The sequence below is a fragment of the Streptomyces niveus genome, from assembly GCF_001723055.1.
Classification (GTDB): domain Bacteria; phylum Actinomycetota; class Actinomycetes; order Streptomycetales; family Streptomycetaceae; genus Streptomyces; species Streptomyces niveus.
Genome location: NZ_MDCR01000162.1, coordinates 1 through 20,297 on the forward strand (window position 1 = coordinate 1; position 20,297 = coordinate 20,297).

General features: G+C 71.5%; 17 protein-coding genes and 1 pseudogene. 14 read left to right on the forward strand and 4 right to left on the reverse strand.

Annotated elements, in window-relative coordinates; all coding sequences use genetic code 11:
• The coding region (locus BHU15_RS19975; protein WP_141726841.1) for an amino acid permease at positions 1-1,039 on the forward strand (1,039 nt) is incomplete at its 5' end.
• Positions 1,040-1,058: 19 nt separating this feature from the next.
• Here BHU15_RS19975 and BHU15_RS19980 read toward each other — a convergent pair.
• Complete coding sequence (locus BHU15_RS19980) at positions 1,059-2,639, reverse strand: MFS transporter (RefSeq protein ID WP_069628447.1); 1,581 nt, start codon at positions 2,637-2,639, stop codon at positions 1,059-1,061.
• A 334-nt stretch (positions 2,640-2,973) separates the two neighbouring features.
• On the opposite strand from BHU15_RS19980, the gene BHU15_RS19985 reads away from it, so the two are divergent.
• Complete coding sequence (locus BHU15_RS19985; protein ID WP_023536729.1) at positions 2,974-3,384, forward strand: RNHCP domain-containing protein; 411 nt, start codon at positions 2,974-2,976, stop codon at positions 3,382-3,384.
• A 43-nt stretch (positions 3,385-3,427) separates the two neighbouring features.
• Here the strand turns inward: BHU15_RS19985 and BHU15_RS42295 are convergent, their stop codons facing one another.
• Positions 3,428-4,159, reverse strand: a complete 732-nt coding sequence (locus tag BHU15_RS42295; protein ID WP_069628448.1) for a helix-turn-helix domain-containing protein — start codon at positions 4,157-4,159, stop codon at positions 3,428-3,430.
• A 246-nt stretch (positions 4,160-4,405) separates the two neighbouring features.
• Here BHU15_RS42295 and BHU15_RS19995 point away from each other — a divergent pair, with 246 nt between their 5' ends.
• The 3 genes and pseudogenes from BHU15_RS19995 to BHU15_RS42035 all read left to right on the forward strand — a co-directional run.
• Positions 4,406-5,071 (forward strand): DUF4097 family beta strand repeat-containing protein, encoded by a 666-nt coding sequence (locus BHU15_RS19995; RefSeq protein ID WP_069628449.1) that lies wholly within the window; start codon positions 4,406-4,408, stop codon positions 5,069-5,071.
• Positions 5,072-5,121: 50 nt separating this feature from the next.
• Positions 5,122-5,940: an alpha/beta fold hydrolase gene (locus tag BHU15_RS20000; RefSeq protein WP_069628450.1), complete on the forward strand. Its 819-nt coding sequence runs from the start codon at positions 5,122-5,124 to the stop codon at positions 5,938-5,940.
• Between the two features lie 285 nt (positions 5,941-6,225).
• Positions 6,226-6,427: pseudogene (locus tag BHU15_RS42035) on the forward strand (response regulator transcription factor); the annotation flags it as partial.
• Positions 6,428-6,865: 438 nt separating this feature from the next.
• Here BHU15_RS42035 and BHU15_RS20010 read toward each other — a convergent pair.
• Together BHU15_RS20010 and BHU15_RS20015 are read right to left on the reverse strand one after the other, a co-directional pair.
• Positions 6,866-7,816, reverse strand: a complete 951-nt coding sequence (locus tag BHU15_RS20010) for a helix-turn-helix transcriptional regulator (RefSeq protein ID WP_069628452.1) — start codon at positions 7,814-7,816, stop codon at positions 6,866-6,868.
• A gap of 4 nt (positions 7,817-7,820) precedes the next feature.
• Positions 7,821-8,726, reverse strand: coding sequence for a phytanoyl-CoA dioxygenase family protein (locus BHU15_RS20015; protein WP_069628453.1), 906 nt, complete (start codon positions 8,724-8,726; stop codon positions 7,821-7,823).
• 239 nt (positions 8,727-8,965) lie between these two features.
• On the opposite strand from BHU15_RS20015, the gene BHU15_RS20020 reads away from it, so the two are divergent.
• The 9 genes from BHU15_RS20020 (at position 8,966) to BHU15_RS20060 (ending at position 20,252) form a co-directional block, all read left to right on the forward strand.
• Complete coding sequence (locus BHU15_RS20020; protein WP_069628454.1) at positions 8,966-10,168, forward strand: LacI family DNA-binding transcriptional regulator; 1,203 nt, start codon at positions 8,966-8,968, stop codon at positions 10,166-10,168.
• Positions 10,165-11,091 carry an ABC transporter permease gene (locus tag BHU15_RS20025; RefSeq protein ID WP_069628455.1) on the forward strand — a complete coding sequence of 309 codons (927 nt, stop codon included), beginning with the start codon at positions 10,165-10,167 and terminating at the stop codon, positions 11,089-11,091. The genes BHU15_RS20020 and BHU15_RS20025 overlap by 4 nt, the downstream gene beginning before the upstream one ends.
• Positions 11,091-11,972, forward strand: coding sequence for an ABC transporter permease (locus tag BHU15_RS20030; protein ID WP_069628456.1), 882 nt, complete (start codon positions 11,091-11,093; stop codon positions 11,970-11,972). The genes BHU15_RS20025 and BHU15_RS20030 overlap by 1 nt, the downstream gene beginning before the upstream one ends.
• 80 nt (positions 11,973-12,052) lie before the next feature.
• Positions 12,053-13,594 carry an ABC transporter substrate-binding protein gene (locus tag BHU15_RS20035; RefSeq protein ID WP_069628457.1) on the forward strand — a complete coding sequence of 514 codons (1,542 nt, stop codon included), beginning with the start codon at positions 12,053-12,055 and terminating at the stop codon, positions 13,592-13,594.
• A complete protein-coding gene (locus BHU15_RS20040; RefSeq protein WP_209269168.1) occupies positions 13,591-14,628 on the forward strand; it encodes an ABC transporter ATP-binding protein in 1,038 nt (345 codons plus the stop codon). The genes BHU15_RS20035 and BHU15_RS20040 overlap by 4 nt, the downstream gene beginning before the upstream one ends.
• On the forward strand, positions 14,625-15,473 hold the full coding sequence (locus BHU15_RS20045) for an ABC transporter ATP-binding protein (RefSeq protein ID WP_069628458.1): 849 nt from the start codon (positions 14,625-14,627) through the stop codon (positions 15,471-15,473). Before BHU15_RS20040 ends, BHU15_RS20045 begins: the two co-directional genes overlap by 4 nt.
• Complete coding sequence (locus tag BHU15_RS20050) at positions 15,470-17,656, forward strand: amylo-alpha-1,6-glucosidase (RefSeq protein ID WP_069628459.1); 2,187 nt, start codon at positions 15,470-15,472, stop codon at positions 17,654-17,656. The genes BHU15_RS20045 and BHU15_RS20050 overlap by 4 nt, the downstream gene beginning before the upstream one ends.
• Positions 17,653-19,266 carry an FAD-dependent oxidoreductase gene (locus tag BHU15_RS20055; RefSeq protein WP_069628460.1) on the forward strand — a complete coding sequence of 538 codons (1,614 nt, stop codon included), beginning with the start codon at positions 17,653-17,655 and terminating at the stop codon, positions 19,264-19,266. The genes BHU15_RS20050 and BHU15_RS20055 overlap by 4 nt, the downstream gene beginning before the upstream one ends.
• Positions 19,266-20,252 (forward strand): dihydrodipicolinate synthase family protein, encoded by a 987-nt coding sequence (locus BHU15_RS20060; RefSeq protein ID WP_069628461.1) that lies wholly within the window; start codon positions 19,266-19,268, stop codon positions 20,250-20,252. Before BHU15_RS20055 ends, BHU15_RS20060 begins: the two co-directional genes overlap by 1 nt.
• The last annotated feature ends 45 nt before the right edge of the window (positions 20,253-20,297 follow it).

Consider the following 20,297-nt stretch of genomic DNA (forward strand, 5'->3'; position numbering starts at 1 on the left):
CGCCGCCGTCCTGCTCCTCGCGGCCAACACCGCCTACAACGACTTCCCCCGTGTCCTGTCCCTGCTGGCCCGCGACGACCACGCGCCGCGCATCTTCGCGCGGATGGGCGACCGGCTCGCCTTCAGCAACGGCATCATCCTGCTGTCGATCCTGGCGGGGCTGGTCTATGTGGCGTTCGACGGCCGCACCGCCTCCCTCATCCCGCTGTACGCGGTCGGCGTCTTCCTCGCCTTCACCCTGTCGCAGGCCGGAATGGTCGTGCACTGGTGGCGCCTGAGGGACCGTCACTGGCGCAAGAGCCTGCTGTTCAACGGGATCGGCGGTGTGCTCTCCGCGATCGTCCTCATCACCGCGGGCATCACCAAGTTCACCGAGGGCGCCTGGGTCGCGCTCGTGGCGGTCACGCTGTTCCTCTTCGTCACGACCCGCATCCGCCGCCACTACGACACCGTCGCCGCCGCGCTACGACTCCAGCGGCACTCCATCGAACTCCCGCGCCGCACCATCGCGCCCCGCGTCGACGTACCGCTCCAGGGCGTGGAGAGCTCACGCGACCCGCGGCACCCCCGCGATCCCCAGGCGTTCGCGCGGACCGGCGTGGCCGGTGAGTCGGAGGAGGCGGAGGAGGTGCCCGAGGAGATCCGGCACTTCTCCCTCGTACTGATCGAAACGCTCGACCGCGCCGGCATGCGCGCCCTCGCGTACGCCGCCTCGCTCCAGCAGCCCGTCCTAGTCATCCACGTCAGTACCGGCGAAGTCGAGGCCGAACGCTTCCGCGGCCAATGGAAGCTGTGGGGCGACCATCTGCCCCTCCAGGAACTCGTCTCCCCGTACCGTGCCGTGATCGCGCCCCTCGTCAACTACATCGAGGCGCTGCACCACCAGCGGCCCGACCTCACCCTCACCGTGATCCTCCCGGAGATCGTCGTGTGCCGGCGGCGCTTCAGCGCCCTGCACAGCCGCACGGCCGCCCGTCTGCGCCGCGCGCTGCGCCCGCTGCGCAAGGTCGTCGTCACCACGGTGCCGTTCCACGTCTGAGGGACGGGTGCGTCAACGCCTACGCTGCCGCCGCCTGCTGTGCCCCGCCGTGCCGGGGGGACTTCCGGTTGATCATGATGGCGCCGACGACCGCGGCGCCCAGGAGGATGATCGCCGCCCAGGTGATGGCCACGGTGAAGCCGTGCACCGTACCGGTGTTCACGATGCGGGTCCGCTCCGCCGGGGTCAGCGGGCCCTCGCGCGCCGCCGCGGCGAGATGGCTGGCCAGATAGGTGGCCGTGGTGGTCGTCGCGATCGTGTTGAGCAGCGACGTACCGATGGAGCCGCCCACCTGCTGCGCGGTGTTGACCGTGGCCGAGGTGACTCCGGAGTCCCGGTTGGCGACCCCCATGGTGGCCGTCGAGATGACGGGCAGGAAGGTCAGCCCGAGCCCGAAACCGAGCAGCAGGGTGCCGGGCAGGATGTGCCCCACATAGGTGGAGTGGATGTCCAGGAACGTCAGGGAGAACATGCCCCCGGCGCTCAGCAGCAGCCCGGGGACCAGCAGGAAGCGCGGCGCCGTGAGGGGGAGCAGCCGGGCGGAGATCTGGGTCGAGCCGATGATGATCCCGGCGGACAGCGGGAGGAAGGCGAGGCCGGCGCTGAGCGGTGAGTAGCCGAGGATGTTCTGCAGGAAGTACGTGAGGAACAGGAACGAGCCGAAGAGGCCGATCGTCGCCATCGCCATCACGATGACCGAGCCGGCGCGGTTGCGCTCCCGGATGATGTGCAGCGGCAGCAGCGGGTGGGAGGACCTCCCCTGCCACCAGGTGAACGCGACGAGCAGGACGATACCGACGCTCAGCACGGTCAGGACCTCGGTGGAGGTCCAGCCCTCCGGCTCGGCCCGGCTGAATCCGTACACGATCGCGACGAGGCCCAGACAGCCGAGCAGCACACCCGGGATGTCGAGGTGCGCGCCCTTCGTCCCTGCCCGGTCCTTGAGCAGGGTCAGCGCGCCGATCACGGCGAGCAGGGCGATGGGCACGTTGACGTAAAGACACCACCGCCAGCTGAGCCATTCGGTGAGGATGCCGCCCATCAGCAGGCCGATGGCGGAGCCGCCGCCCGCGATGGCGCTGAAGATCCCGAACGCCTTGGCGCGGTCCTTGCCCCCGGGGAAGGTCGTGGTGAGAAGAGAGAGGGCGGACGGCGCCAGGAGGGCGGCGAAGGTGCCCTGGAGCGCGCGAGAGAGATAGAGCATCTCCTGACCCGCCGACGAGCCGCCGAGCGCGGAGGACCCGGCGAAACCGATGAGGCCGATGATGAAGGTGCGCTTACGGCCCACGAGGTCGGCGACCCGGCCGCCGAGCAGCAGCAGACCGCCGAAGGCCAGGGTGTACGCGGTGATCACCCACTGGCGGTTGCCGTTGGTGATGTGGAGGTCGCGCTGCGCGGAGGGAAGGGCGATGTTCACGATCGTCGCGTCGAGCACCACCATGAGCTGCGCGGTCGCGATGACGGCCAGGGCCCACCAGCGGTGTGTGTCGGGGGCGTCCGTCGTGGGGTCGGGGCCGGGGCCGGAGTTCTCGGTTTGCGAGTCGCTCGGCCTCTCGCTTCCCGTTCCGCCCGGCGGGTCAGGAATCGACGGATCACTCATCGAACGTCCTTCACGGTGGACCTCAGCTCACTATTCAGGTCAGAAAACCATAAATCGGACTTCCATGCCCTGGGTGAGCGGTCGGGTGGCTCGGCCGCCGCATATTCGGTTGCCCCGCACCCCCGCCGCCGGTTCTCATGGCTGCGTACCGGCGGAACGCGACAAGGGTGGGGTGGGTTTATGTGTACGACGCGGACGGATCCGTTCTCGTGATCGAGGTGGGTTCATCCCGGCGCTGAGTTCGACCGGCCGCCGAGTGGGACGAGCTCCCTCGGCGCGAGACGGACGTGAGATCCCCCGTCCTGCCCGCGTCACCCGAGGAGTCCTGCACAGCATGTCCCGTGACAACACGTCGCGTACCAAGAGATCCGGATCCCGCAACACCTCACGGCGCGCACGTACCGAAGCGCGCGCCGAGTCCTTCCGCTGTCTTCAGTGCGGGCTCGACGTGCCGATGAGCGCACCCGGTACCGATCACCGCAACCACTGCCCGAACTGTCTGTGGAGCCGTCATCTCGACGACACTCCCGGCGACCGGGAGGCGGACTGCGGTGCCCGGATGGAGCCGCTCGCCATCTCCGTGCGAGGCGACGGCGAGTGGGTTCTCGTCCACCGCTGCACGCACTGCGGAGTGATCCACGCCAACCGCACGGCGGGCGACGACAACGCGCTCCCGCTGACCCGCCTCGCGGTACGCCCCCTGGCCCAACCGCCGTTCCCCTTTGAGCGGTTGGGCAGCCTCTAGGGCCTGTCCCGCCGCCTTCGCGGCACATTGTCGCGCGCCACGCTCACTCGCGTGGCGCGCGACCGCCGTCCGGGGTGTGGAGGACTTCGCGGGCCTGCTCGGCGGCGCGGGTGATGCTCTCGGCGATGAAGTCGAGGAAGCGGGCGATGTTCTCCAGCCGGTCGGCTGCCGGGGTGTGCGGGCCGAGGACGGCCACGCCCTGGCGGGCGGTCTCCACGAGCTGGTCGTGGGCCCGGGCCCCGGCGATGGTCGCCTGGTAGAAGAGCTCGTCGTCGACGATGTAGCGGTCGCGGCGGCCTTCGTCGCGTTCGCGGCGGACCAGGCTCTGGCTCTCCAGGAACGTGATCGCCTTGGAGACGGACGCCGGGCTGATCCGCAGATGCCGGGCGAGTTCGGACGCGGTGAGGCTGCCCGCGTCGGTGGTGTACAGACAGGTCAGCACCCGGGCCACCATCTTGCTCAGCCCCGTACCCATGAGGACGGCGGTGAGCGTCTCCTCGTACGCGGCCACGGCCTCGGCGTCGCGGCCGTGCGGCTGAGGGGCCGACTCCGGCCCCCGCGCGGAGGCGGGCTTGCGCCGGTGGGCGCGGCGTTCGGTGGCGCGGTGGGCCAGCTCGGCGCGGTAGGCGGTGGGGCCGCCGTTGCGCATCACCTCACGGGTGACCGTCGAGGTCGGACGGTCGAGACGGCGGGCGATCTCGGCGTACGGGAGGCTGTCCGCCAGCCCCAGCGCGATCTCCCGGCGCTCCTGCTGCGTGAGTCTGCCTCCCGGCATCGCTGTCTCCTCGGTGTCCTTCGCGCGGGTCGTACCTGCTGCCCCATCGTAGCGTTCACTTCATATCCATTGCAATGCTCCATGCGTTGATGTTGCGTTGACTTCATATCCATTGCAACACTTTCACCTATCTGACCTGCATTGATGTCGTAGGTATGCAACAGATCTGTTGTCGGAATGTGGAAAGCAACGTAGCGTTTCTGGTGTCGGAAAGAACGAACAAGCAAACAGACACCGGAGTACGCCATGCAGAAGTTCGAGACCACCGCCCCGATCTCCGCCGTCCTCGACATCCCCGCCGGGCGCGTCAGCCTCATCGCCGCGGACCGCGCCGACACCGTCGTCGAGATCCTGCCCGCCGACCCCGCCAAGAGCCGCGACACCGAGACCGCCGAGCGGACCACCGTCACCTACGCCGACGGCGTCCTGCGGATCGTGACCCCGGCGCCCGACAAGCGGCTCGTCGGCCCCTCCGGAGCCCTGGAGATCACCGTCAAGCTGCCCGCCGGCTCGCGCGTCGAGGCCAAGGCCGCCGCCGCCGAACTCCGCGGCGTCGGACGCCTCGGCGACGTCGTCTTCGACGGCGCGTACCGCCAGATCAAGATCGACGAGGCGGCGACCCTCCGCCTCACCGCGACCGACGGCGACGTCGAGGTCGGCCGGCTGGGCGGCCCGGCGGAGATCAGCACCGACCGGGGCGACATCCGGATCGCCGAGGCCATGGGCGGCACGGTCGTGCTGCGCACCCGGTCCGGCGACATCTCGGTCACCGCCGCCGCCGGGGTCTCCGCCGCCCTGGACGCCGGTACCGCCCACGGCCGGGTCAGCAACGCCCTCAAGAACGACGGCACCGCCGGGCTCGACATCCGCGCCACCACCTCGCACGGCGACATCACCGCCCGCAGCCTCTGACACACCCCGGCCCCGGGCCGTACACCACCTCACACGACCAGGAGGAACACATGACGAAGAACGACGCATCCCCGACCCCTTCCCGGTGGACCGGCATGGTGCCGGTCGAGGACACGGCCTTGGCCGTCACCGACACCGGCGGCCCCGGCATCCCGGTCGTCTACCTCAACGGCCAGTTCGCCACCCAGGGGTACTGGCGGCGGGTCATCGCCGAACTGGGGCCGGACTGGCGGCACATCACCTACGACGAGCGGGCCCGCGGCAGATCGAAGCGGTCGGCGGACTACTCCTTCGAGGCCGCCGTCCGGGACATCGACGCCGTCCTCGCCGCCCGGGGCGTCGACCGCGCGCTGCTGGTGGGCTGGTCCTACGGGGCGGTCGTCGGGGCGCACTGGGCCGCCCGGAACCCGGAGCGCACCCTGGGCGCGGTCCTGGTCGACGGCGCGTTCCCGTACGACTGGCTCGACGAGGCGATGGAGCGGCGGATCCGGAAGCTGTTCAAGCGGATGCGCTGGTTCCTGCCGCTGCTGCGACCGACGGGCCTGGCCCCGAGGATGAACGCGGACCAGCAGGCGGACAGCAACATCGAGCTGGGCCGGCTCTCCCGCGAGAGCGAACTGGGCCCCGTGCTGGACGGCATCACCGTCCCGGTGCGGTACGTGGTCGCCTCGGGTACGTCCTTCGGAAGCCGCGGGGACGAGCAGGAGCGCATACGCACCAGCCTCGACGCGGTGACCGACCGCAACCCGAACATCCGGATCGGCGCGAAGGTCACCAGCAGCCACGGCGCGCTCCTGAAGAAGGACTTCCGCGCCATCGCCGGGGCCGTACGGGAGGTCGCGGTCCCCGAACACGGCGGGCACCGATGAACCACGGCCGTGCCGGTAACCCCCGGGTCACCGGCACGGCCCGCTCCCCCTACTCCGTACGCGTCCTGCCCGCCCATCCGGCGGGCGGCAGCGCCCCCAGGACCGCGATGAGTACGCCGCCGAGCCCGAGCGCGAGCAGTTCGGGTGTCCCGTGGACGGCGATCTCGGAGCCGGCCGGCGCTGTGGCCTGCGCGAACGCCTCGCAGTCTAAGGCGCAACCCTCCGCACCGGGCCCCGCCCCCTCGGCGGCTACCGCGTCCAGGCACTGATCCCCGTGGAGACACCATGAACGAGTCGCCACGCGTCGTGGTCGCCGACGACCAGGCGCTGGTCCGTACTGCCTTCAGGATGATCCGAAGCCGTCGACGCGGTACGGCGTGCCCGGCCCGACGTGGCCCTGATGGACATCCGGATACCGGAGATGGACGGTCTGGAGGCCACCCGGCGCATCCTCGACGGGGCGGCGTCGGCGGGGGCGGTGGTCGTCGCGTACGAGACGGGCCTGATCAGTCCCAGCGCCCGCAATTCCCCACCGGGCAGCGGCGATTCATCGGCGAAATTGGGATGAGGTCATCGGCGGATGTCGGCTACTGTCGTCCACGTCCGGCCGGCAAAGGGCAGTTCGGCCCCATGGCCCGGACCCACAATTTCACACGCAGCACCTCCCGGTGCGTGGGCCGCGGCTACTTCTTATGGTGAATCACGCCGCACACCGAATTGATCTCGGGGGGCAACAGACATCGGGGCGCCCGGTGCGAAGGCGACGGATACTTCTTTCTGACAAAAAGGGGACCCGGGTTCGAATCCCGGCGGTCCGGCTCCGGCCGGGCTGTGGTGCAGCGGCCGAGCATCCGTCTCCGTCGCCGACCTTGATCTCGGGCGCTCCGATGCTGTTGTGCCGCCGCGTGTGAACCCGTCCGCCCACTCATCTGCCCGAGGCCGACGACGGCACCAGCGCCTGGAGCGCCGACAGCGCGCCGTTCGCGATCGGGGACGGTGGCGCCGACTCCGGCGGAAGCGCGCGGAAGGCGCTCGGAGACATCCCGTGGACCGCGCGGAAGCGGCGCGAGAAGTGGTACGCGTCGGCGAAGCCGCACTGGACCGCGATGGCCCGCAGCGACAGGTTGCTCAGCCACAGCAGCGGCTCGGCCCTCGCCAGCCGCAGCCGTTCGAGCCCCTCGACGGGGCTGACGCCGAGTTCCCGCCGGCAGATACGGCACAGCGTGCTCTCCGAGACTCCCGCCGCCCGCGCCAGCCGCTCCAGGGCGAGCGGCCGGGCCACGCCGTCCGCCCAGTGCTCGCGGACCGCGGCCATCATGGCGACGAGCGGTTCGGGCAGCGCGTACGCGCCGGTCCCGGGTCCGGGCCCGTACGCGAAGGTGAGGAGCAGCAGCCGCAGGGTCTCCTCGGCGTGCCGCTCCCAGCCCGGCGGGCGGGTCGCGCCGAGCGTCAGCAGGTACTGGCAGAGCGCGGCCATCGGATCACCACGCCCCGTCAGATCGCGGACGACCGGCCAGCGGGAGTCGTCGGGGGCCCGGGTGCCGCGTACGGCGGGAGGCAGCCGGAAGTGCGTGTAGGCGTGCCTGGTGGGCCGGTTGGTGTCCCAGTGGAAGGTGTCGCGCATACCGGGCCGTACGAGCAGCAGCGCGCCGGCCGTCAGCGGGACGGTCAGCTCCCCGCAGACCCAGCGGGCACTGCCGTGCAGCAGCCACACGAACTCGTACGTGCCCGCGTCCCTCGGACCGAAGACCGACCCCGGCGGGTAGTCCGCGACCGCGGGTCCGAGCCGGGCGACGAGCGTAGGCGCGAGGGCGGGGACGAGGGCAGGCGCGGGTGCGGGTGCGGGATCGAGGGACGGAAGAAGCCCGTGCGTCATGGTCTCACCTGTCACAGCCCCCGGAGCGGTCGCGCCGCACCCGGGGCGTACGGATGTCGGTGAGGCCCTTGTACGCGTACGGGTCGCGGCCCGCGACCAGCACCACGTCCCGGAAGTCGGCCTGCGCCATGGGCTGTTCGGCCTCCGGGAGCGCCCACGGCAGCAGGGACGAGGCGCTCATGTAGTGATTGACCAGGGCCCTTCGCAGGCCCCGCCGGCCGGTGTTGGGCAGCGACTTGTGGAGCAGATGGCCGTGGAACAGGAGCACCGATCCGGCGGCGATCTCGACCGGTACGGCGTCGGCCTCGTCGTACGGAAAGCCGTAGGACTCGACCGTGCAGTCGTAACGGGCGTCGTCGTGCTCGCGGTTGGGGTAGATGACGCCCGGCCGGTGCGAACCCGGCAGGACCCACAGGCAGCCGTTGTCGACGGTGGCGTCGTCCAGGGCGAGCCAGGCGGCGGTCAGCGAGCGGTCCCGGGTGGGGATGAACATCTCGTCCTGGTGCCAGGCCTGGCCGGGTCTGCCCTCGGACTTGACGAACAGCATCGACTGCATCGACTTGATGTCGGGCCCGATCAGCGCGGTCAGCGGTCCGACGATCGCGGGATGGCGCATGGTGTCGAGCATGAGCGCCGACAGCTTGTGCGGATAGTGCACGCACAGGAATCTGCGGACGGTGTCCTCGTCGCTCTCACCGGCGACCGGTGGCAGCGCTCCCTCGACGACACCCCGCTCGCCTCGGCAGATCCGCAGGGTCTCCGCGCGCAGCTCCGCCACCTCGTCCGGGGTCAGGGCGGCAGGCAGCACGGCGTAACCGTCCTGGTCGAAGCGGGCCCTCAGGTCGTCGGCGGCCGTGGGCGCGGGCGGCGGTTCGCTCCGGCCGTTCTCCTCAATGGTGCGGACGGTCATCGAATTCCCCTTTTCCACCGGGTCACCGGATCGCGGTCATGTATTCGATGTTCCTGAATTTCGATGTTCTGTGCCATGGCTCGCCCGTGCGTACGGATGGCGAATCCTGTCACGTCGCGTGATTCCCAACATCCGCGAGAAAGAGGTCGGACAAACACGGTTCACGACTCTTGACGCCTTTCGCGCCGTCCGAGTAGCGTCTTGCGGCACTTGCTAATACGTATTAGTTGGGAGCGTTCATGGCCCCTCCCGAACGGCGTCGACGGTCCACCCAGCGGGACATCGCCCAACGCACCGGCGTTTCCCAGGCGACTGTTTCCCTGGTGATAAGCGGGGGCGCGGCCAGTACCCAGATCGCGGAATCGACCCGAAGGGCCGTTCTGGCGGCGGCCGACGAAATGGGCTACACGGCCAATGTCGCCGCGCGCAGTCTGAAAGGCGGCCGGAATCGGCTCCTCGGGCTCTACACCTTCGAATCGGTGTTCCCCACCGACCAGCGCGACTTCTACTACCCCTTTCTGCTCGGCGTGGAGGAGGAGGCGGCGCGGCAGGGTTACGACCTGCTGCTGTTCAGTTCGACCGGCACGGACAGGGACGCGGCCCGGTTCGGCCCCCGTGAGCCGGGCGCAGCCGACACCCCGGCGGGCGTATCCGGCACCCAGGCGGCCGAACGGTCGATCTACGTCGGCGGCTCCAACCGGTTGAAGATCGCCGACGGCTGCGTCCTGCTCGGCAGGAACGTCCGCCGCGAGGAACTGTCGGCGCTCGTCCGCGAGGACTTCCCGTTCGTCTTCGTCGGCCGCCGCGAGGTGGACGACGCGGAGTTGTCCTACGTGGCGGCCGACTACGTCGCGGCGACCGGCGCGCTCGTCGCCGAACTGGCCCGGCTGGGACACCGCCGGATCCTGTATCTGCGGGCCCTGGAGGACAGCGAGCCCACCAGGGACCGTGAGGAGGGCTACCGGCGCGGGCTGGCCGAGGCCGGCATCGTCCCCGACGAGGCGCTGATCCGGACCCTGGCGGACCCGGCGGACCTGTCGATCGAGCGGGTGGAGGAGTGGATCGGCGGGCTCGGGATCACCGCGCTGCTGGTCGAGCCGACCGAGGACGACCGGCTCACGGAGGCGCTGGCGACGATGGCCGGTACGCGACGGGTGAGGTTCCCGGCGGACTGCTCGCTGGCCCTGCTGGGTGATCCGCCGTGCTGGACACCGGAGTTGCGCGACTGGACCCGGTTCTCGCTGCCCCGCGCCCAGATGGCCGGCCAGGCCGTACGCGTACTGATCGAACTCCTCGACCAGGAGTCCCACGAGCCCCGGCAACTGACCGTTCCCTGCGCGTACGTGCCGGGCGACTCGATCGGCCCCGTCCCCGCGCACCGTGTCGGCGTACGTCCCGGTGTCGGGACCGAACCCGAGTCCGACGGGAGACCGGTCACATGATCCGCATGGTCGCGCAACGGCTGCTCGTCGGAGTCTTCGTGATGTGGGGCGCCGCCTCGCTGATCTTCCTCATCGTCCGCGCCGCGCCCGGCGACCCGGCGACCGTACTGCTCGGCCCGGACGCCGACCGTACCCAGATCGAGCAGCTGCGCGAATCCCTCGGACTCGACCGGTCGCTCGGCGCCCAGTACGTCAGCTATCTCGGCGACGTCTCCCGCCTCGACTTCGGCCAGTCGCACCGCCTCGGCAGGCCCGCCATGGACGCGGTGCTCGACCGGCTGCCCGCCACGATCGATCTCACGCTCACCGCCACCGCCGTCGCGGTGATCGTGGGACTGACGCTCGGCATGCTGGCCGGCGGCCGGCCGGGCGGCGCCCTGGACCGGGTGGTCTCCGCCTGCACGATCGCCCTCCAGTCCTTCCCCACGTTCTGGATCGGCATCATGCTCGTGCTGGTCTTCGCGCTCGGGCTCGGCCTGCTGCCCAGTTCCGGGGTGGGCACGCCGCAACATCTGGTGCTGCCGGCCCTCACCCTCGCGTTCCCGTTCATCGCGATCATCGCCAGGCTGACCCGGACCAGCGTCGCGGAGACGATGCGGGAGGGCTACGTACAGACCGCGCGCTCCAAGGGGCTGGGCGAGCGTCAGGTGCTGCTCGGCCACGCGCTGCGCAACTCGCTGATCCCGGTCGTCACCGTCGTGGGCGTCCAGGTCGGCGCCCTGGTCGGCGGCGCGGTCATCGTCGAGAACGTCTTCGCCTGGCCCGGCCTCGGATCGCTCGTGGTGGACGCCGTGGCCAACCGCGACTACGCCGTCGTCCAGGGCGTCACCCTCCTCATCGCCGGCATCGTCGTCGTACTCAACCTGATCGCCGACCTGCTCATCGCCCAGCTGGATCCGCGCATCCGGACGGGAGCCGTCTGATGGCCGACATCGCCGCCGCCCCCGAACAGTTGGTGAAGGCCGCCCCGCCCCGTACCCGGCGACGGCTGCTGTCCCGCGTCCCCCATCTGGTCGTGGGCCTCTATCTGCTGGTGGCCCTCGCCGGACCGCTGCTCATCGACTACGACCCGGTGCACACGTCCCTGACGGACCGGCTGCTCGCTCCCGGCTCCGAGACGTCCACGGGCGCAACGGCCTGGTTCGGCACGGACGGCCTCGGCCGCGACGTACTGGCCCAGATCGTCTACGGCGCCAGGACGTCCGTGCTCATCGGCGCGTCGACGGTCGCGATCTCCTGCCTCGTCGGGGTCGTACTCGGCGCCGTCGCCGGCTACTTCCGGGGTGGCGTCGACGCCGTGCTGGCGCGGGTCTTCGACATCCTGCTGGCGTTTCCCGCGATCCTGCTGGCGATCGTCATCGCCGGCGCCTTCGAACGCAGCGTCCTGCTGGTCGTCGTCGCCCTCTCGGCGACCGGCTGGATCACCTTCGCCCGCGTCACCCGCGGCGTCGCCCTCACCATCAGGGAACGGCCCTGGGTCGACGCCGCGCGGGTGCTCGGCGTGCCGGGCCGGTCCATCCTCGTACGGCACGTACTCCCGTTCACGGCCGGGCCGATCGTCGCCCTCGCCACACTCGAATTCGCACTGGTGGTGCTGGCGGAGGCGGGGCTCAGCTTCCTCGGCATCGGACTGCCCGCGTCGACCGTCTCATGGGGGCAGACCATCTCGAACGGCAAGGAGTACCTCGAAGGGCAGTGGTGGATCTCCACCCTGCCCGGCATCGCCCTGTCCTTCCTGATCATCAACGTCGGCATCCTCGGCGACCAGCTCACCGCCCGCCACCGGCGTGGACGTACGGACTGAACCGCGCGCGCACCACCCGAACCGGCTCCGGCCGACCGCCCGGCTCCTACCCACCCTCGTTCCCAGACAGGAGCACCACCATGACCAAGACGCGCGAGTACGGGCGAAGCCGGCTGGTCCGGCTCGCCGCCACCGCCACGGCGGGCGCGGCGCTCCTCGCCGCCTGTTCGACGACAACCGGCGGCGACGACGCGGACGCCTCCGGCGCCTCGGGCGACGTGACGGCCGCGGGCACCTACCCGATCGAGAGCCTGGACCCGCACGGTGCCCAGGGCGCCTCCACCGGCACACAACTGGCCGGGCAGCAGATCTTCAGCAGACTCGTGAAACCGGACCCGGACGGCACGCTCAAGGGCGACCTGGCCACCGCATGGAAACCCAACAAGGCCGTCACGGCCTGGACGTTCACCCTGCGCGACGGTGTGACCTTCTCCGACGGCTCCCCGCTCGACGCCGACGACGTCGTCGCGTCCTTCCAGCGCATGATCAGCCTCAACGGCCCCAACGCCGGCAACTTCCCGGTCTCCACGATGAAGAAGACATCGGCCACCCAAGTGGTCCTCAGCAGCCCGGCACCCGACGCCTCCGTCCCCGGGAAGCTCGGCACCTTCTACGTCATCCCCTCCGGCGTCGGCAAGGACGACTCCGCCTACTTCAACCACCCGGTCGGCTCGGGCCCGTTCACCGTCGACGCCTTCACCCCCGGCGAGTCGCTGGTCCTGGTGCCCAACAAGAAGTACGCCGGGAACAAGCCCGCGCCCCGCCGGGTCACCGTACGGAACATCCCCGAGCTGTCGGCCCGGATGACGGCGCTGCGCACCGGCGAGGTGGACATACTGTGGGGCATCCCGGACGACCAACTGGCCTCGCTGAAGGGCGAGAAGAACCTCACGGTGCGGACGGTCCCCAGCAGCGCCGAGTTCACCATGTGGTTCAACTCCTCGACCCCCGCGCTCAAGGACGCCAAGGTACGCAAGGCGATCTGGCAGGCGGTCGACTTCAAGACCATCATCGACAAGCTCTACCCCGAGACGGGCAGAGCGGCGGACGCGCCCGTGACCGGCGTCGTCCTCGGCCACGTACCGCAGCCTCCGGTGGCGTACGACGCGGCAGCCGCCAAATCGGCGCTCACCGACGCGGGCTTCGACTTCTCGAAGAAGCTGCGGCTCCAGTTCGCCAACGCCGAGTTCCGGCCCTTCATCCAGGCCGTGGTCTCCGACCTCCAGAAGATCGGCGTGAAGGCTGACCCGCTGGAGAAGGAACAGGCCACCTTCACCGAGGACCTGATCGCCCTCAAGTGGGACATAAACTTCCAGCAGTTGGCCACGCCCAGTTATGACGCGGCCAGCAACCTCGGCCGCCTCTACACCTGTGAGGCCAACCGCAACGGCTACTGCAACAAACAGCTGGACGCTCTGCTGGCGTCGGCCGGAGCCACCGCCGACAAGCAGAAGCGCACCGACCTCTACGGGCGGGCGAGCGCGATCATCTGGCGTGACGCCGTCGGGATGTACCCGATGTCGGTGAGTATCGCGTACGCCTGGAACAGCGACCTCAAGGGCTTCACCCCCGACGCCAGCGGCCTGCCCGACTTCGCCACCGTGGGGACCGGTGGCTCGTGAGCGCCGCCGGGACCGCGCGCGAGCACGGAGACACGAAACCGTCACCCACTCCGGCCGTCGACGGACCGCCCCTGCGGATCGAGAACCTGGTGGTGGAGCTGCCGGGCCCGCACGGCACCCGGGTACGGGTGGTGGACGGGGTGTCGTTCGACGTGCCGCGCGCCACCACCGTGGGGCTGATCGGCGAGTCGGGCAGCGGAAAGACGATGACCGCCCAGGCGGTCCTCGGTCTGCCGCCCGAGCGCGCCACCCTGACGGGCCGCCTGCTGTGGCACGGCGAGGACCTGATCGCGGCCGGTCCGGCACGGCGCCGTACGGTACGCGGCCGGGAGATCGCGATGATCTTCCAGGACCCGCTCGCCGCGCTCAACCCGACCCAGCGGATCGGCCGTCAGGTCGGCGAGATCCCGCGCCGCGACCGGCTGCCGCGCGCCGAGGTACGCCGCCGGGTCGTCGAACTCCTCGACCGGGCCGGGGTACCCGAACCGGAACGGCGGATGCGGGCCTACCCGCACGAGTTGTCCGGGGGTCTGCGCCAACGCGCCATGATCGCCCTGGCGTTGGCGGGCCGGCCGGCGCTCCTGCTCGCCGACGAACCGACGACGGCACTCGACGTCACGGTGCAGTCCCGCATCCTGCGGCTGCTCGCCGACATCCAGGCCGCCGACGGGCTGGCGATGCTGCTGGTCAGCCATGACCTGCGGGTCGTGTCCCACGTGGCACAGCGGGTGGTGGTCATGTACGCGGGCCGGGTCTGCGAGCACGGGCCCGCCCGCGACGTACTGCGCCGGCCCGCCCACCCGTACACCGCCGCCCTCGTACGCAGCGTCCCCGCCGTCAGGACCCGTACCGCACTGGCCGATCCGCTGCCCGGCGCCCCGGCGACCCCCGCGAACCGGCCGGCGGGCTGCGCCTTCCATCCGCGCTGCCCACTGGTCCGCGCCCGGTGCCGCGACGAGGTGCCGGAGGTACGGGAGGTGGCGAGCGGTCGCTGGAGCGCCTGTCACGCCGCCGAGGAGGTGCTGGGCTCATGAGCGCGGAGGAGAAGGCGGGGGAGGGGCGGCTCCTCGATGTGCGCGATCTGCGCGTCAGTTACGGCGGGCGGGGGATCGGGCGCCGGCGCGGGGCGCCCGCCGTGGACGGGGTGAGCCTGTCGGTGGCGCCCGAGGAGACGCTGGGGCTGGTCGGCGAGTCGGGCTCCGGCAAGACGACCGTCGCGCGGTGCGTGGCCGGGCTGCTGCGGCCCGGCGCCGGGACGATCACGCTCGACGGCCGGCCGCTCGGCCGCGCGGGGCGCCGGACGCCGGAGTCGCGGCGCGCGGTGCAGATGGTGTTCCAGGACCCGCGCTCGTCGCTGAACCCGCGCATGACGGTCGCCTCGATCATCGCCGAGGTCTGGCACACCCACCCGGTCACCGCCCCCGACGGCGACCGCACCGAGGCGCTGCACCGGCTGCTCGCCGACATGGGGCTCGACCCCGAGGTCGCGTCACGGCGGGCCGGTGACCTGTCGGGCGGTCAGTGCCAGCGGGTCAGCATCGCCAGGGCGCTGGCGGTACGGCCCCGGCTACTGGTGTGCGACGAGGCGGTGTCGGCGCTCGACGTGTCCGTCCAGGCGCAGATCCTGCGGCTGCTGGCCGATCTGAGAGCCAGGCACCGGCTCGCGATGCTCTTCATCTCCCACGACCTGGGGGTGGTGCACCAGATCGCCGACCGGGTGGCGGTGATGCACCGGGGCGTGCTCGTGGAGGAGGGCAGGACCGGCGACGTACTGACCGCGCCGCGTCACGCGTACACCCGGACGCTGCTGGACGCGGCCCTGGACCTGGACGACTCCGTGCCGGGCGACGGCACCACCGACGACAAGGCGGTCGTATGAGCGAGAGCCGTGTGAGTGGGACACCGGCCGGCACCGGTACACCGGCGCCGACCGGCTGGAACACCTGGGACGTCCGCACCCACACCGGTATGAGCGTGCTGCCGGCCGGGCCCCGGGTGCGGTTCGGCGTGCTCGGCCCGGACGCTCCGGTGCTCGACGGGTTCACCTGGCGCGACGGACTTGAGCGGCTCGGGCCGCACACCGTGGACGGCTCCTACGCCGAGGTGACGGTACGGGCGGCGGGCCACCGGCTGCGGCTGGAGTTCGCGGGCGGACCGGGCGACGTCCTGCACGCCCGCGCGGAGTGCGCGGGCGGAGTGGTGCTCTGCGTGGAGGGCCTTGACGGCGTGAGCGAGGAGGCCGGTCCACTCGTCAACGTCCAGGTGGGCGGCGCCCGTTGGACCGTCGCCACCTCCTCGCCGGCCCGTCTGCTCGACGCTCCGGCGCGCACGCTGCTGCTGGCGTTCGAGGCCGGGGCCGTGGACCTGTGCGTCGCGCCGGAGCACGCGACCGGGACCGTCGCGGAGACCACAGCCGTACTCGCGGCGCGCCGTACCGCGTCGGACCGGACCCGGCTGCGGTCCGGCGGCTGGCTCGGCGAGGCCGCCGACGCCCTGACCAGGGCCGTCACCTGGAACACCGTCTACGCGCCCGATATCGACCGCGTGCTGACCCCCACGTCGCGGGACTTCGTCAGCGCCGAGCGCAAGGGCTTCTACGGCACCTGGGCCCTGCACGCCTGGGACACGTTCTTCACGGGCCTGGCCGCCTCCGCCGTCGACCGGGACTACGCGCGCGGCGTGTTCGGGCAGATCCTCCCGTACGCCGACGAGACCGGCATGATCCCGAACCGGATCTCCGACGACCGGGGCCGCACCGACGACCGGTCGCAGCCGCCCGTCGGTGCGCTGACGGTGTATCAGGCCTATCTGGCCGGCGGACTGTCGCCCGCCACCCGCGACACCGCGCTGCTGACGGACACCTTCCCGGCGCTGCTGGCCTGGCACGACTGGTGGCCCCGGGCCCGCCGGGGCCCGCACGGGCTGCTCGCCTGGGGCTCCGACCCGATCGCGGACGACCCCGCGTCCGCGACTCTGGACCGGGCCAAACGCGAGTCGGGACTGGACGATTCGCCGATGTACGACGAGGCGCTGTACGACCCGGCGACCCGCACCATGAACCTCGCCGACGTCGGGCTGAACGCCCTGCACATCGCCGACGCCGAGGCCCTCTCGGCGATCGCCGACATCCTGGGCGAGGGCGCGACGGCCGCCCGGCTGCGCGCCGGGGCCGCCACGGCGAAGGCGGCCTGCGACCGGCTGCTGTGGGACACCGAGCGGGGCGGCTACCGCAATCTCACGGCGACGGGCGCCCACGATCCGCATGTCTCGCCGACGATGCTGTACGCGCTGCTCGCCGGAGTGCCCGACCCGCGACGGGCGGCGGCGACGGCCGCCGAACTGCTGCGGCCCGAAGCACTCGGCGGCGTACGGCCCCTGCCCAGCGTCGCCAGGAACGACCCCGGCTTCGCCGCGACGTACTGGCGCGGCCGGATCTGGGCGCCGATGGCCTATCTCGCCGTACGGGGTCTGCGGCGCTACGAACTGACCGAGTTGAGCCGGCCCGTGGTCGGGGCGCTGCTGCGGCTGTTTCTCGACGAATGGCACGAGCACGGCCATGTCAGGGAGAACTATCCGGCCACCGACGGGGAGAATCTGACGGGCTTCGAGAAACGTTCGGACGGGCTGATGGCCTGGGGAGGTCTGCTGGCATACCTCGCGTTCGGTGAACTGGCCGACGCCCGGCCCGACGGCTGGCGGTTCGCCCACCCCGGAGAGCCCGCCGAGCTGTGCAACCTGCCGCTCGGCGACGGCCGCCTCGACATCCGGGCCGCCGACCGGCTCACCGTCGCACTGGACGGACGGGTCCTGCTGGACATGGCGCCCGGTGTCGTCGTACGGGGCTACCGGCTGACCGCCGAAGGTGTCACCGGGACCGCCGAGGGCGCCGGAGACCTGCTCGTCACCCCGCCGGGCGGCGGCCCGCCCGTGGCGGTGGACGTACGGGGCGGACCCCGGAGCTTCGCGTTCGGCCCGGACGGAGGGCCGGCCGAACGCGAGGCTCCGGCCACGACCGGGCACACCCACGACGGCACCAACACACCCGAGGGGAGCGGCACATGAGCGCGGAGACGGCGGCAGCCACGGACATCCTGGTCGTCGGCGGGGGCCTCGGCGGCGTGGCCGCCGCACTGGCCGCCCTGGACCGGGGGCGGTCGGTCCTCCTGACCGAGGAGACCGACTGGATCGGCGGCCAGCTCACCAGCCAGGGCGTGCCGCCCGACGAGCACGCCTGGATCGAGCAGTTCGGCGCCACCCGCACCTACCGCGCGCTGCGCGAAGCCATCCGCGACCACTACCGCACCTGGTACCCGCTCACCGACGAGGCCAGACGGCGCCCCCATCTCAACCCGGGCGAGGGGCGGGTCAGCGCGCTGTGCCACGAGCCCAGGGTCGCCGCCGCCGTACTCCAGGCGATGGTCGCGCCGTACGTGTCGGCGGGGCGGCTGCGGATCCTGTACGGGCACCGGCCGGTGGCCGCGTCGGTGGAGGGTGACCGGGTACGGTCCGTGGTCGTCGAGGGCCCGGACGGTACGCGGACCGAGGTGTCGGCGCCGTACGTCCTGGACGCGACGGAACTCGGCGACCTGCTGCCGCTGACCGGCGCCGAGCATGTGACGGGCTTCGAGTCCCGGCGGGACACGGGGGAGCCGAGCGCGCCCGATGAGGCGCAGCCGGCCAACATGCAGGCGTTCTCCTGGGTGTTCGCCGTCGATCATCTGGCGGGCGAGGACCACACCGTCGACCGGCCGGCCGGTTATGACGCCTGGGCCGCCTACCAGCCGCCGCGGTGGCCGAACCGGCTGCTCAGCCTCAGCGCGCCCGATCCGCGGACGCTGGAGACCGTCCCGCGCGGCTTCACACCGAACGCCGACTCCGGGCCGGTGGTCGCCGACCAGAGCAAGGACGCCGGTGACAAGGAGTTGTGGCAGTTCCGCCGGGTGGTCTCGCGGAAGCTGTACCGGCCCGGCTTCGTCGCGAGCGATGTCACGATCGTCAACTGGCCCATGATCGACTACCTGCCGGGCCCGCTGATCGGCGTGGACGACGCGGAGCGGGACCGGCATCTGGCCGGGGCCCGTGAGCTGAGCATGAGCATGCTGTACTGGCTCCAGACCGAGGCGCCCCGTCCCGACGGCGGCACCGGCTGGCCCGGCCTGCGGCTGCGCGGCGATGTGTTCGGTACGGCCGACGGGCTGGCCAAGGCACCGTACATCCGTGAGTCACGCCGGATCGTCTCCCGCCGCCGGATCGTCGAACAGGACCTGTCACTGACCGTCCGGGGCGAACAGGGCGCGGTGCGCCACCCGGACTCCGTCGGCATCGGGATGTACCGGATCGACCTGCACCCCTCGACCGGCGGCGACACCTACATCGACGTCGCGAGCAGCCCCTTCCAGATCCCGCTGGGCGCCCTGCTCCCCGTACGGCTGCGGAACCTGCTGCCCGTGTGCAAGAACATCGGAACCACCCATATCACCAACGGCTGTTACCGGCTGCACCCCGTCGAGTGGAACATCGGCGAGGCGGCCGGCTCGCTGGCGGCGTACTGCCTCGACAACCGGCTCGACATGGAGCAGGTGTACGAGGACGGCGAGCTGCTGCGCCGCTTCCAGGACGAACTCACGCGCGCCGGGGTCGAACTGGCCTGGCCCGAGGTCAAGGGGTACTGATGGACGGTCACGGCAGAGACGCCGACGCGCGGAGACGCACCGACGCGGGCGCGCGGGGCGGCCGGACGGGAAAGATCGACGGCCGCGCGCTGCTGGCCGGGGTCATGGTCCCGCTGGTCACCCCCATGGACCGGCCGGGCCGGCCATCAGCCCCGGCCGCCGACGCCCTGCTCGGCGCCTTGGCGGCGGCAGGCGCACGCGGCCTGATGCTCTTCGGCAGCAACGGCGAGGGCCCGCTGCTGCCGACCGCCCAACTGGGCGACTTCGCAGCCGAGGTGGCCGCGCGCTGGCGCGAACTGACCGGCGACGGGCCGGTGTTGGTCAACGTCACCGCCCCCGGCACCGCCGAGGCGCTGGCACGTGCGGAAACGGTCCTGCCCGCCGAGCCGGACGCCCTCGTACTCAGCCCGCCGATCTACTACCACCACCGGCACGACGAGATCGTCGCCCACTACGCGGCGACCGCCGGCCTCGGCGTGCCGGTCGTCGCCTACAACGCCCCCCGCTACAGCAACCCGCTGACCCCCGCCCTGCTCGACGAACTGACCGGCCTGGCGCACCTCGTGGGCATCAAGGACAGCTCGGGCGACCTCGCCCTGTTCGGCCACGCCCTCACGGCGGCCCGCCGCCGCGACGACTTCGGAGTCAGCCAGGGCGCTGAGGGGCAGGCTCTCGACGCGCTGCGGCTCGGCGCCGACGGTCTGGTGCCCGGCGTGGCGAACCTGCTGCCGGGCACGGCGGTCGAGCTGTACCAGGCCCACGGCGAAGGACGGGACGGGGACGCACGGCGGGCCCAACAGCTGCTGGATCAGGCGCTGTTGCTCCATACCGTACGGCCCGGTGTGCCGGCCGTGAAGGCCGTGCTCGCCGCACGCGGGCTGTGCCCGCCGCATGTCGCCGCGCCGTTCACACCCTGCTCGGAGCCGGAGCGGCGCGCGCTGCTCGACCTGCTGGCACCGCTCGACGCACATCTCATACGCGCCTGATCCGGCATCTGCCGCAACCCCCCGCGCCGGCTCGCTCTCCTCCGT

Coding starts and splice junctions, on each gene's coding strand:
- BHU15_RS42295 (WP_069628448.1), bottom strand. CDS start 4,159: ATGCCGGGAGGCAGACTCACGCAGCAGGAGCGCCGGGAGATCGCGCTG.
- BHU15_RS19985 (WP_023536729.1), top strand. CDS start 2,974: ATGTCCCGTGACAACACGTCGCGTACCAAGAGATCCGGATCCCGCAAC.
- BHU15_RS20015 (WP_069628453.1), bottom strand. CDS start 8,726: ATGACCGTCCGCACCATTGAGGAGAACGGCCGGAGCGAACCGCCGCCC.
- BHU15_RS20035 (WP_069628457.1), top strand. CDS start 12,053: ATGACCAAGACGCGCGAGTACGGGCGAAGCCGGCTGGTCCGGCTCGCC.
- BHU15_RS19980 (WP_069628447.1), bottom strand. CDS start 2,639: ATGAGTGATCCGTCGATTCCTGACCCGCCGGGCGGAACGGGAAGCGAG.
- BHU15_RS20050 (WP_069628459.1), top strand. CDS start 15,470: ATGAGCGAGAGCCGTGTGAGTGGGACACCGGCCGGCACCGGTACACCG.
- BHU15_RS20060 (WP_069628461.1), top strand. CDS start 19,266: ATGGACGGTCACGGCAGAGACGCCGACGCGCGGAGACGCACCGACGCG.
- BHU15_RS19995 (WP_069628449.1), top strand. CDS start 4,406: ATGCAGAAGTTCGAGACCACCGCCCCGATCTCCGCCGTCCTCGACATC.
- BHU15_RS20025 (WP_069628455.1), top strand. CDS start 10,165: ATGATCCGCATGGTCGCGCAACGGCTGCTCGTCGGAGTCTTCGTGATG.
- BHU15_RS20030 (WP_069628456.1), top strand. CDS start 11,091: ATGGCCGACATCGCCGCCGCCCCCGAACAGTTGGTGAAGGCCGCCCCG.
- BHU15_RS20000 (WP_069628450.1), top strand. CDS start 5,122: ATGACGAAGAACGACGCATCCCCGACCCCTTCCCGGTGGACCGGCATG.
- BHU15_RS20045 (WP_069628458.1), top strand. CDS start 14,625: ATGAGCGCGGAGGAGAAGGCGGGGGAGGGGCGGCTCCTCGATGTGCGC.
- BHU15_RS20010 (WP_069628452.1), bottom strand. CDS start 7,816: ATGACGCACGGGCTTCTTCCGTCCCTCGATCCCGCACCCGCACCCGCG.
- BHU15_RS20055 (WP_069628460.1), top strand. CDS start 17,653: ATGAGCGCGGAGACGGCGGCAGCCACGGACATCCTGGTCGTCGGCGGG.
- BHU15_RS20020 (WP_069628454.1), top strand. CDS start 8,966: ATGGCCCCTCCCGAACGGCGTCGACGGTCCACCCAGCGGGACATCGCC.